The sequence below is a fragment of the Proteus sp. G4415 genome, from assembly GCF_963896075.1.
In the GTDB taxonomy this organism is placed as follows: domain Bacteria; phylum Pseudomonadota; class Gammaproteobacteria; order Enterobacterales; family Enterobacteriaceae; genus Proteus; species Proteus mirabilis.
Window position 1 is genome coordinate 58,096 of sequence record NZ_CAWQOK010000054.1, and the last position, 11,730, is coordinate 69,825.

Genomic DNA, 11,730 nt, shown 5'->3' on the forward strand with positions numbered 1-11,730 from the left:
AAAATAGGACGTTAATGAATAGCGAAAGGTAACTGGATTACTCTAACTCAGCCATTAACTTAACTAAATGTTCTACTGCTTGTTTTTCATCTTCGCCTTCAGCAGAAATAGTGACTACAGTACCTTGGGTTAATCCTAAAGTTTGTAATTTGAATAAGCTCTTCGCGCTGGCTGATTTACCACCAGAAATAAGACTAATATCAGAAGAGAAAGTTTTAGCCTCTTTTACTAACTGTGCTGCAGGACGAGTATGTAAGCCGTTTGGTGCTGTAATAGTAACTTCTTGCTGGTACATAGGATTTTTTCCTTTTATAACTCAATTATTCACATTAAGTCAGGACTTAGTAAGTGTAGATGAAATTGTCCTGCTTTGCGTAGCAATATCAGATAATATAAGCCATGTTACGTTATCCGATAAAAATAGTCCCCAGAAATTGAAAGCAGTGCTGTTTTTATCACTTGCCTATTTTCTGATTAATTTCGACCTTCGAAATAATTACTTGATTAAATACTAAACTCGACAGAATAAATCACCTATCTGGATAACAAAGTTTGATCTCTACCACAAAAAAAGCACCCTGAAGGTGCTTTTTTAATAAATATTTTACATTTTAGGTGACGCGATTTAGCTGTCAGAGATATCAGCAAAAAGTGGGGTGCTGAGATAACGTTCACCTGAAGAAGGTAAAATCACTACGATTTCCTTATTAGCAAATTCTGGCTCTTTAGCTAATTTCACTGCAGCCGCAATTGCCGCACCGGATGAAATACCCGCTAAAATACCTTCTTTGGTCATAACGTCACGAGCTGTTTCAAATGCTTCTTCGTTAGTAATTTGGATCACGCGATCTAATAGTGATAACTCTAAGTTTTCAGGGATAAAACCTGCACCAATACCTTGGATTTTATGTGGACCAGGCTTAATTTCTTCACCTGCTAATGCTTGGCTAATAACAGGAGAATCTTTAGGTTCTACCGCAACCATGGTGACAGCTTTACCTTGAGTATTTTTCAAATAGCGACCAATACCCGTGATGGTACCACCCGTTCCGACACCTGCGATAACTACATCAACTTTGCCATCAGTGTCATTCCAAATTTCAGGGCCTGTGGTTTTCTCATGAATTTCTGGGTTTGCTGGATTACTAAATTGTTGTAGTAGAAGGTAACGGCTAGGATCGCTATCACGAATTTCGTTCGCTTTATCAATCGCTCCCTTCATACCTTTAGCGCCCTCAGTTAACACAAGGTTAGCACCTAATGCTTTTAATAATTTACGGCGCTCAATACTCATGGTATCAGGCATAGTCAGTGTCAGCTTATAGCCACGCGCAGCAGCTACATAAGCCAAGGCAATCCCAGTATTACCACTGGTTGGCTCAACTAGCTCTACGCCGGGTTTCAGGATACCTTTTTTTTCTGCATCCCAAATCATATTTGCACCGATACGGCATTTTACACTAAAGCTTGGATTACGAGATTCTACTTTAGCTAAGATATTGCCATTACCGAAATGTTTTAAACGAACTAGGGGGGTATGGCCAATAGTTTGCGAGTTATCTTCGAAAATTTTGCTCATTTTTATCCTCGGTACATGATTTTTTATAAGGTCAGATGAAATTACCATACGCCATCAAGCAAAAGATGGAAATAAGCTTTATGAATATCCTTATAACTTTTTTTACTTTTTATTCCAAAAGATTCTAATCACAATGAAACCAGTGGTATTACCACTGGCCTGCTTGTACATGTTGATGACGATATCGATCACACCACATGGCAGTGGCACCACAAATTGCAACCGGCATAATGACTAGGTTTAAGATTGGGATCATAGTGAAGATATTAATTACCATACCAAATTGTAAATTGTTCCATTTGTCTTTTTTCAGCGTTGATTTCATATTGGCGAAAGAGACTTTATGGTTATCGAATGGAAAGTCGTTATATTGGATTGCCATCATCCAAGCACCAAATATAAACCAAAGAATTGGGGCGATAGTTTGTCCAACAACGGGAACAAAATAGAGCAATAACAATACAATGGCTCTTGGCAAATAATAAACGACCTTGATGATTTCTCGTTTTAAAATACGTGGAATATCTTTTGTAATACCTAATAAGCCGGTATCCGGAGGATTAATACCCGTTATTTGGCCTTCTAATTTTTCCGCTAATAATCCATTAAAAGGCGAAGCGATAATATTGGCTATGGTGCTAAAGAAATAGGTAAAGACCAGCAAAATAAAAATAACTGACAGTGGCCAGATAACATAGCTTAACCACTGTAGCCAATCAGGGACTTTTTCCATCATCCAATTGACCATTTCACCAATCTGGCCATATAACCACCAAAAGGCACTACCGAGAATAATAATATTGGCAAGTAAGGGTAAAATAACAAAACGTTTTAGACCCGGGCGAGTAATTAATCGCCACCCAAGTGCAAAATAGTGAAATCCATTTAAATTTTTGGTCGATTCTGTCAAATTTGTCATACTTCCTATTCTCTCCTATAAGGGCAAGCTAGTATCATATAGAGAGATAATCAGCCTTACTAGTGATAAATTGTCTAAAAAATGCGCATAAGGTATTGAAGAGTGTATCTTTGTGACAAGAAAATTAAGTATTGGCTTGCACTTATAAGCATTGGCAAATACTCTTAGTAAAAGTAATATTCGCCATTGTGGCTATTAAACCTCAAGACAACAGAGATAGAAATGATGCAGCAAAATTTGCGTCTGATATTAATCGTTGTTGGTGCGATTTTAATCATAGCTTTGTTATTACACGGCTTATGGATTGGTCGAAAAGAGCGTTCTAAGCTTTTCCGTAATCGCCCAGTAAAACGTCAGAAACAGAATTATCAGTCAGATGAGAACGATGATGAACCCCAGTATACTGAGGCAAATCATCAGATGTCGTCTTTAACTTCAACGCAGGAGGCTCAAAGTGTGCCACCGGTTAAATCGGAGCCAACACTTGCGCCACAATCCTCAGTTGCAGATAAAGATCCACTTATGTCTGGAACACCAGCACAGGGACATTCTAACGATACTTCATTACAACGAGAGCCTAGTCTTGGTGTTTTTGATGTTATTGAACAAAATAATGACTCTGCGCCTCAGCAAAAACAACCGATACCCGAGGTAGAGGTAAACCATGCTGATGTAAAAGAAGGTGATATTAGTGAGACAAAACTTGCCGATGTAGAGCCGATACCAGAATCGTCGAACTCTGTTGCTAGTGATGAAATACATACCACTGATACAGATAGGCCATTGGATGCTGAAACCTCATCGGATGTGAAACAAGCTGAGCAAGCTTTATCCGGATCAGAAGAGCCAAAAGCAGAGGAAGAGCTGGTATTAGTATTAAATGTCAGCGCTCATCATGGTCAAATGCTTGACGGTGAGGTGTTAATGCAGAGCATTATTCAAGCGGGTTTCCAGTTTGGTGCGATGAATATTTTCCATCGACATCTTAACCCGACGGGTAATGGCCCTGTATTGTTTAGTCTTGCCAATATGGTAAAACCGGGTACTTTCAATATTGATACGATGGCTGAATTAACCACGCCTGGCGTATCCATGTTTATGATGGTGCCATCTTATGGTGATGCTAATCAAAACTTTAAATTGATGTTGCAAGCAGCTCAGCGTATTGCCTCTGATGTGGGCGGTGTTGTGCTTGATGAAGAGCGCAAACTGTTAACACCACAAAAAATTGAACTTTATAAATCTAGAATTCGTAGAACACTAGATTTACATCAATAGTCTTTTTATCAAAAGCTCGCTTGCGGTGCTAGGTTGGATAGATTTAAAGAAATCAGGAAAATTAATGACTTGATTTTCGGCTGATAATACAAAGTGGGGAAACTTGGTTTTTCTCACATTGCCAACAACCTCAGCCCCCGCTTGCGGGGGCTTTTCTTTCTTTGGTGATACCTCATGAATCAAAATATTCAACAACAAATTGATGAACTTCGCGTTACACTACGTCACCATGAATATCTCTATCATGTCATGGACGCACCTGAAATTCCTGATGCTGAATACGATCGCTTAATGAATAAGCTAAAAGCATTAGAAGCCGAACATCCTGAACTCATTACCCCAGATTCTCCTACTCAACGGGTAGGGGCATTACCTTTAACGGCTTTTGAGCAAGTTAGACATGAAATTCCAATGCTCTCTTTAGATAATGCTTTTGATGAAACAACCTATTTAGCATTTGATAAACGTTTACGTGAACGTCTGAAAAATAATGAAGAGATCACTTTTTGTTGTGAATTAAAATTAGATGGACTTGCGGTAAGTCTACTGTATGAAAATGGTCGCTTAGTACAAGCTGCAACCCGTGGTGATGGTACCACTGGAGAAAATATTACTGAGAATGTCAGAACCATTAAAGCCATTCCTTTGCGTTTATATGGCGATAATATCCCCGCACGAATTGAAATTCGTGGAGAAGTCTTTATGACTGAAAAAGGGTTTGAGCATTTAAATGAAGAAGCTCGACGCACGGGAGGAAAAGTATTTGCTAATCCTCGTAATGCAGCAGCGGGTTCATTACGTCAGTTAGATCCTCGTATTACAGCCAAGCGCCCTTTGACTTTCTTCTGTTATGGTGTTGGCGTGCTTGAAGGCGGTGAATTACCGACAAGTCATTATGCACGTTTACAGCAATTTAAAAAATGGGGATTACCTGTTAGTGATGCTATTAAATTATGTACCGGAACTAAAGCTGTACTTGATTTTTACCATCATGTAGCAGAAATTCGCCCTAATCTAGGCTTTGATATTGATGGTGTGGTTATCAAAGTAGATGATATAGCTCTACAAGAAGAGTTGGGATTTGTGTCTCGTGCTCCCCGTTGGGCGATTGCTTACAAATTCCAAGCCCAAGAGCAGATGACGGTGATTAAAGATGTTGAATTTCAAGTGGGGCGTACAGGGGCGATTACACCTGTCGCTCGTTTAGATCCCGTACAAGTGGCAGGGGTAATAGTCAGTAATGCCACACTTCATAATGCTGATGAAATTGAACGTTTAGGATTACGTATTGGTGATACGGTGGTTATTCGCCGTGCAGGCGATGTTATTCCTCAGGTTGTGAGTGTGATTGAAGAAAAACGCCCTGAGAATGCACAAGAAATTGTTTTTCCAACCCAATGCCCTATTTGTCAATCTGATATTGAGCGTATAGAAGGTGAGGCTGTTGCCCGCTGCACGGGGGGATTAATTTGTGCAGCGCAACGTAAAGAGGCGCTTAAACATTTCGTTTCTCGTCGTGCGATGGATGTTGACGGCATGGGAGATAAAATTATCGACCAATTGGTTGAAAAAGAGTATGTCAAAACACCGGCTGATTTATTCCGTTTAGATGAAAAGATCTTATCTGGTTTAGAACGTATGGGGGAGAAATCAGCCAAAAAACTGCTTAATGCATTAGAAAAAGCAAAATCAACCACTTTTGCCCGTTTTATCTATGCCCTTGGTATTCGTGAAGTAGGAGAAGCAACGGCCAATGGATTAACCGCTCATTTTGTTTCATTAGAGGCATTACGTGAAGCAAATATTGAAGCCTTAAAGGCAGTTCCTGATGTGGGTGATATTGTTGCAAAGCATGTGGTTAATTTTTTCCAAGAAGAACATAATAAAAATGTGATTGATCAACTTGTTAATGACATTGGCATTACTTGGCCGGCACCGGTTGTGGCTACTCATGAAGCAGGTGATAATCCTTTTGCTGGTAAAACAGTCGTGCTGACAGGCTCTCTTTCTCAATTAACGCGAGATGAAGCAAAAGATAGATTAGTTGCACTTGGTGCAAAAGTGAGTGGTAGTGTTTCGAAAAAGACAGATATGGTCATTGCTGGTGAAGCGGCGGGTTCTAAATTAGCCAAAGCAAATGAATTAGGTATTACTGTTATTGATGAAGACGAAATGATCCGCTTGCTTGATCAATCTAAATAATCGTTTACAATAAACTTAGATGCTATTGAGAGCAGTTCTCAGTAGCATCTTTAATTTAAGCTAAATTCACATTTCGTGTTACTTAAGTTACTCCTAAAGTGTGATCAACCTATCTTATTTAATAAATAGTGTGTATATGGTTTCACTGTATTGTGACAATAATCACATCGTAATGTTACGCGTTACATAAAATGCTCTCCAAGATTTATTTTTATTTTTGGAGCATGCATGTCTTCTATCATTCACTTTGTTTTGGCTCTCGCAGTTATTGGTGCATTAGCATTTATTGCAAGTAATAACCGCAAAGGGATCCGTCTGCGTTATATTGTGCAGTTATTAATTATTGAAATCGCATTGGCATGGTTCTTCCTCAATTCTGATATTGGTGAAGGCTTTGTCCGTGGTTTCGCTGGGCTATTTGATCACTTATTAGGTTATGCCGCACAAGGTACTGAGTTCGTCTTCGGTGGTATGATGAAAGGTGGTCTAGCATTCTTCTTCTTGAATGTATTATGTCCTATCATCTTTATTTCTGCATTAATTGGTATTTTGCAACATATCAAAGTATTGCCTTTCGTGATCCGCATTATCGGTACAGTGCTGTCCAAAGTGAACGGTATGGGGAAACTAGAATCGTTTAATGCGGTTAGCTCCTTAGTGCTTGGCCAATCTGAGAACTTTATCGCTTATAAAGATGTATTGGGCAAAATGTCTCAGCGCCGTATGTACACTATGGCGGCGACAGCGATGTCTACGGTATCAATGTCAATTGTTGGTGCTTATATGACTATGCTTGATCCTAAATACGTTGTTGCTGCACTGGTTCTGAATATGTTCAGTACTTTCGTTATCCTATCAGTGATTAACCCATATTCTGTTGAAAATGAAGAAGATATCCAGATGGGGAATCTGCATGAAGGTCAAAGCTTCTTCGAAATGTTAGGTGAATATATCTTAGCTGGTTTCAAAGTTGCTTTAATCGTTGCGGCAATGTTGATTGGTTTTATCGCATTAATTGCTGCGGTAAACGCTATCTTTAGTATGATTTTCGGTATTAGTTTCCAAGATTGCTTAGGTTATGTGTTCTATCCATTAGCATGGGTGATTGGTATACCTGAGCAAGATGCATTACGTGTAGGTAGTGTGATGGCAACTAAATTAGTCTCTAATGAATTCGTCGCGATGGGAAGCTTGCAAGATCTAGCTGCTGAATTAACACCTCGCTCTGTTGGGATCTTATCTGTCTTCTTAGTCTCATTTGCTAACTTCTCTTCTATCGGTATTGTTGCAGGGGCTATTAAAGGTCTGAACGAAATGCAAGGTAATGTGGTTTCTCGTTTTGGTCTTAAATTACTATTTGGTTCTACGCTAGTTAGCTTCTTATCTGCTGCTATCACAGGCCTGTTTGTTTAATCATTGAGATAAGACAGATAGCATGTGAAATAAATAACAATGTAAGATGGATAACTTAGTTATCATGTAACATAAATCAAGCAGTACCCGTCGGTACTGCTTTTTTTATCGTTAAATTACCTTATAATCCTTATCATTCCTTCTCGATAAAGCGATAGAGATCATGCTAGAAAAACAGCATCTTATAGATATAGCCAACACACAAATGCCATTTGGTAAATATAAAGGGCGAATGCTGGTGGATTTACCTGAAGAGTATTTATTGTGGTTTGCCAAGAAAGGCACCTTCCCTGAAGGAAAGCTAGGGCAACTAATGGAAATGACCCTAGCAATTAAAATTGATGGCTTAGAAGGGTTACTAAAACCATTAAAGCAGTCGCATTAATCAGGCTCTGTAGGTAACTTATCCGCTATTAGTGCGTTAATAACTTTATGACTCAATTCAATAAACATAGCTTGTTCTGCAGGTGTTAATTGCGCTTGTAGCTTCTGTGCGTTCTGTTTTCGGCCTAAAGCGGCTCTTGCTAAAAAAGCTTTACCTTCATCTGTTAAATGCGTAATTAATTCACGTTTATCTTTCTTAGAACGATCCTGAGCAATAAAACCTAATGATTTTAATCCTCGCATAAACTTAGATAAATTTTGGCGTGAGATAGCTAAAATTTCACAAAGTTGAGAGGGCGTTAAATCACCGCGTAAACGCAATAATTCTAAAATATCATATTGTCCCCAAGTTACTTGCTCTGGTGTATAACGGGTGCGTTGTGCAACCAGAGTACACTGTAAAAGCGATAGGGCATTTTCTAGCTCAAGTTGCTCCATTAGTACCTACATTTTTCTATCAAATTAATTGAAGTTAATAATAACAGCTCATTTTAGCTGAAGAAAATTTATATTGATTAACTTTAGTTAATCAAATATCCTATTTAACATGATTAACTAAAGTTAATTACTTAAACTAAGTGAACTGAGGTGAATATGAGTTATTTTGAAGGCAAAACGGTGTTAGTGACTGGGGCTGCAACAGGAGTAGGGGAAGGCGTTGCCCAACGATTATATCAAGCGGGTGCAACAGTCTTTATAAGTGGGCGACAATTAGAACAGGTTAAAAAAACCGCTTACACAATCGATCCTACAGGTGAAAAAGTCATAGCATTACAAGCAGATATGACATCACCTGAGCAAGTTAAAAGCATGTTTGAAGCAATATTAGCACAAACAGGCGCATTACATGGATTAGTGAATAATGCAGGTATTACAGGTCCGCATAATACATCGATTGTTGATTATAATATTGATGATTGGAAAGCGGTTATGGATACCGATATTAACGGCGTATTTTACGGATTGAAATATGGTATTCCGGCCTTACTAAGAAGTGGTGGAGGGAGTATCGTTAATTTATCTTCGACAAATGGTATTGTCGGTATTGCCGGTATTTCTGCTTATACTGCAGCCAAACATGCTGTGTTAGGGATCACCCGTTCAGCCGCCTTGGAATTTGCACAGCAAGGTATACGTGTGAATGCAATAGGGCCTGGGTATGTAGACACACCGCGAATGCAACAGTTACCGGATGAAGTTCGTCAATGGATGGCATCAACACATCCGATGAAGAGAATGGCAACGCGAAAAGAAGTGGCTAATATGGTGGCTTTTTTACTTTCAGATGAGAGTAGTTTTTCAACAGGCGCTTTTTATGCGGTAGATGGGGGATATACTGCGCAGTAGTTTTATCTTTGCGGGTAGTGTGAATCACTAATTAAGTGAATACATTGGTGAAAATAAAAAATCCTGAAGATTTCTCTTCAGGATCTTAAGATTCTGGTGGAGCTAAGCGGGATCGAACCGCTGACCTCTTGCATGCCATGCAAGCGCTCTCCCAACTGAGCTATAACCCCACATAATGGATTGTTCAAAAGTATATTGGTGGAGCTAAGCGGGATCGAACCGCTGACCTCTTGCATGCCATGCAAGCGCTCTCCCAGCTGAGCTATAGCCCCAACATACTGGAACGGGCTTGATAATAGGCAACAAGCACAATGCTGTCAATCACTTAATCTCACATTATTTATTGATTGATGAAAAAGAATACAAAAAAGAGTCGCCGCTTAAAAATAAGTGACGACTCTTCGTTGTGAAATAAGATAATCAGCTCAATTAAGCTTGATTTTCTCTGTCAGTAATAAAATCTAATGCTTTATTAATACGAGCGATGCTACGAGCTTTACCAATAGCATGAACAGTAACATCTAGTGCAGGAGATTGGCCCGCACCTGTGACAGCAACACGTAGAGGCATACCGACTTTACCCATACCAACTTCTAATTCTTCAGCGGTTTCTTGGATTGCTTTATGCACATTTTCCGCCGTCCAATCAGTAATTGCTGATAATTTATCACGAACTACTTCTAATGGTTGACGAGCGACAGGACGTAAGTGTTTTTTCGCCGCGGTTTCTTCGAAACTATCAAAGTCAACATAAAAGTAGTGACAACTTTCCGCCATCTCTTTTAATGTTTTGCAACGCTCGCCGAGTAATTTAATCAATTCAACCAGTGATGGGCCATTACTAGTATCAATATTTTGTTGTTTGATATGCCAATCTAGGTGTACGGCTACTTGTTCAGCAGGTAAGGTATTAATATAGTGATGGTTTAACCAAAGTAATTTGTCAGTATTAAACGCACTTGCTGATTTACTAATAGCTTCTAAAGTGAACTCTTTAATCATTTCATCGATGCTAAAGATCTCTTGGTCGCCATGAGACCAACCTAAACGTACTAAGTAGTTTAATAACGCTTCTGGTAAATAACCGTCATCACGATATTGCATTACACTTACTGCGTTATAGCGTTTAGATAATTTTTTACCATCATCACCTAAGATCATGGATACGTGTGCATATTCAGGTACTGGAGCACCAAGTGCTTTTAATATATTGATCTGACGTGGGGTATTGTTGATATGATCTTCACCACGAATAACGTGTGTAATTTCCATATCCCAGTCATCAATCACCACACAGAAGTTATAGGTAGGCGAACCATCAGTACGGCGGATAATTAAGTCATCAAGCTCTTGGTTACTAAACTCAATCGGGCCACGAATTTTGTCATCAAAAATCACAGATCCTTCTTGAGGATTTAAAAAACGAACTACATGAGGTTCATCTGGGGTATGGTTGTGATCACCGTGACGGCAACAACCATCGTAGCGAGGTTTCTCACCTTTCGCCATTTGATCTTCACGTAGTTTCTCTAAACGTTCTTTAGAACAATAACAACGATAAGCAGTACCAGCTGCTAACATTTGATCGATAACTTGATTATAACGATCAAAGCGTTTGGTTTGATAGTAAGGACCTTCATCCCAGTTTAGATTTAACCAATTCATACCGTCCATAATTGCATCAATGGCAGGTTGAGTAGAACGTTCTAAATCGGTGTCTTCAATACGAAGTACAAACTCACCCTTGTTGTGACGGCTAAATAACCAGGAATACAGTGCAGTACGAGCACCACCAACATGTAGATAGCCTGTAGGACTTGGTGCAAAACGGGTTTTTATTTTACTCATTGAGATTGCCTTAGTACGTTTTACTTATATTCTTTCTTATATAAGGAGCCAAAAATAGAAGATAAGTAACCGTGATTATCAAAAAAACGAAATTGTTGCTTTATTTTATCACTGGATGCTAATTCCTCAATGGCATTAAGCTTTTAACCTGCAGAAAAATTTCAAATAGGTTATTTTTTGTTTGACGAAGTAACAACAACGGATTATTTTGGTTAATTGCTGTGTCAGTTATGGTGCTAAAAAAAGCATCTTGACTAAAAATAAAACGAACGATCATTTTTACGATAAAAAACCGATAAAAATCGTTGACTCATAGCGCAGTATCCCTATAATGCACCCCATCACGACGGGCGGTTAGCTCAGTTGGTAGAGCATCTCCCTTACAAGGAGGAGGTCGTTGGTTCGAGCCCAATACCGCCCACCATTATTATTCGTTGTGATAGTTGTATTATTTAATGTAATTGGGCGGTTAGCTCAGTTGGTAGAGCATCTCCCTTACAAGGAGGAGGTCGTTGGTTCGAGCCCAATACCGCCCACCAATTACATTAAAGCGTGGTAATGAGAATTTAGTCATTATGAAGTGGGCGGTTAGCTCAGTTGGTAGAGCATCTCCCTTACAAGGAGGAGGTCGTTGGTTCGAGCCCAATACCGCCCACCACTTCATCCGGTTATTTTACGCAATATCACACAGTTAGGTATGGGTCGTTAGCTCAGTCGGTAGAGCAGTTGACTTTTAATCAATTGGTCGGGCGTTCGAGTC

General features: G+C 39.3%; 10 protein-coding genes and 5 tRNA genes. 8 read left to right on the plus strand and 7 right to left on the minus strand.

Annotation, left to right across the window (positions count from 1 at the left end; all coding sequences use genetic code 11):
- Positions 1–37: 37 nt before the first annotated feature.
- The 3 genes from ptsH to cysZ all read right to left on the minus strand — a co-directional run bounded on the left by ptsH (position 38) and on the right by cysZ (position 2,498).
- A complete protein-coding gene (gene ptsH, locus AACU95_RS05725) occupies positions 38–295 on the minus strand; it encodes a phosphocarrier protein Hpr (protein WP_004243798.1) in 258 nt (85 codons plus the stop codon).
- Between the two features lie 330 nt (positions 296–625).
- Complete coding sequence (cysK, locus tag AACU95_RS05730; RefSeq protein WP_004248422.1) at positions 626–1,579, minus strand: cysteine synthase A; 954 nt, start codon at positions 1,577–1,579, stop codon at positions 626–628.
- Between the two features lie 148 nt (positions 1,580–1,727).
- Positions 1,728–2,498 carry a sulfate transporter CysZ gene (cysZ, locus tag AACU95_RS05735; RefSeq protein ID WP_004243796.1) on the minus strand — a complete coding sequence of 257 codons (771 nt, stop codon included), beginning with the start codon at positions 2,496–2,498 and terminating at the stop codon, positions 1,728–1,730.
- 225 nt (positions 2,499–2,723) lie between these two features.
- Between cysZ and zipA the strand changes: the two genes are divergently transcribed.
- From zipA to AACU95_RS05755, 4 genes are all read left to right on the plus strand, one after another.
- Positions 2,724–3,776, plus strand: a complete 1,053-nt coding sequence (gene zipA / locus AACU95_RS05740) for a cell division protein ZipA (RefSeq protein ID WP_370463168.1) — start codon at positions 2,724–2,726, stop codon at positions 3,774–3,776.
- A gap of 174 nt (positions 3,777–3,950) precedes the next feature.
- On the plus strand, positions 3,951–5,978 hold the full coding sequence (gene ligA / locus AACU95_RS05745) for an NAD-dependent DNA ligase LigA (protein WP_004248419.1): 2,028 nt from the start codon (positions 3,951–3,953) through the stop codon (positions 5,976–5,978).
- Between the two features lie 228 nt (positions 5,979–6,206).
- Entirely contained in the window at positions 6,207–7,391 is a 1,185-nt protein-coding gene (locus AACU95_RS05750) for a NupC/NupG family nucleoside CNT transporter (protein ID WP_004248418.1), read from the plus strand.
- Between the two features lie 163 nt (positions 7,392–7,554).
- Positions 7,555–7,776 carry a DUF3820 family protein gene (locus tag AACU95_RS05755; protein ID WP_012368118.1) on the plus strand — a complete coding sequence of 74 codons (222 nt, stop codon included), beginning with the start codon at positions 7,555–7,557 and terminating at the stop codon, positions 7,774–7,776.
- Here the strand turns inward: AACU95_RS05755 and AACU95_RS05760 are convergent.
- Positions 7,773–8,213 (minus strand): MarR family winged helix-turn-helix transcriptional regulator, encoded by a 441-nt coding sequence (locus tag AACU95_RS05760; RefSeq protein ID WP_004248417.1) that lies wholly within the window; start codon positions 8,211–8,213, stop codon positions 7,773–7,775. The two genes, AACU95_RS05755 and AACU95_RS05760, sit on opposite strands and share 4 nt — an antisense overlap.
- 156 nt (positions 8,214–8,369) lie before the next feature.
- Between AACU95_RS05760 and AACU95_RS05765 the strand changes: the two genes are divergently transcribed.
- Positions 8,370–9,122, plus strand: a complete 753-nt coding sequence (locus tag AACU95_RS05765) for an SDR family NAD(P)-dependent oxidoreductase (protein WP_012368117.1) — start codon at positions 8,370–8,372, stop codon at positions 9,120–9,122.
- A gap of 94 nt (positions 9,123–9,216) precedes the next feature.
- Here AACU95_RS05765 and AACU95_RS05770 read toward each other — a convergent pair.
- The 3 genes from AACU95_RS05770 to gltX all read right to left on the minus strand — a co-directional run bounded on the left by AACU95_RS05770 (position 9,217) and on the right by gltX (position 10,970).
- A tRNA-Ala gene (locus AACU95_RS05770) sits at positions 9,217–9,292 on the minus strand.
- 26 nt (positions 9,293–9,318) lie between these two features.
- Positions 9,319–9,394, minus strand: a tRNA-Ala gene (locus AACU95_RS05775).
- A 157-nt stretch (positions 9,395–9,551) separates the two neighbouring features.
- The gene (gene gltX, locus AACU95_RS05780) at positions 9,552–10,970 is read right to left on the minus strand and encodes a glutamate--tRNA ligase (protein ID WP_017627976.1); all 1,419 of its coding nucleotides are present in this window, start codon (positions 10,968–10,970) and stop codon (positions 9,552–9,554) included.
- 348 nt (positions 10,971–11,318) lie between these two features.
- On the opposite strand from gltX, the gene AACU95_RS05785 reads away from it, so the two are divergent.
- From AACU95_RS05785 to AACU95_RS05795, 3 genes are all read left to right on the plus strand, one after another.
- Positions 11,319–11,394, plus strand: a tRNA-Val gene (locus tag AACU95_RS05785).
- Between the two features lie 39 nt (positions 11,395–11,433).
- Positions 11,434–11,509 (plus strand) — tRNA-Val (locus AACU95_RS05790).
- 43 nt (positions 11,510–11,552) lie between these two features.
- Positions 11,553–11,628, plus strand: a tRNA-Val gene (locus tag AACU95_RS05795).
- The last annotated feature ends 102 nt before the right edge of the window (positions 11,629–11,730 follow it).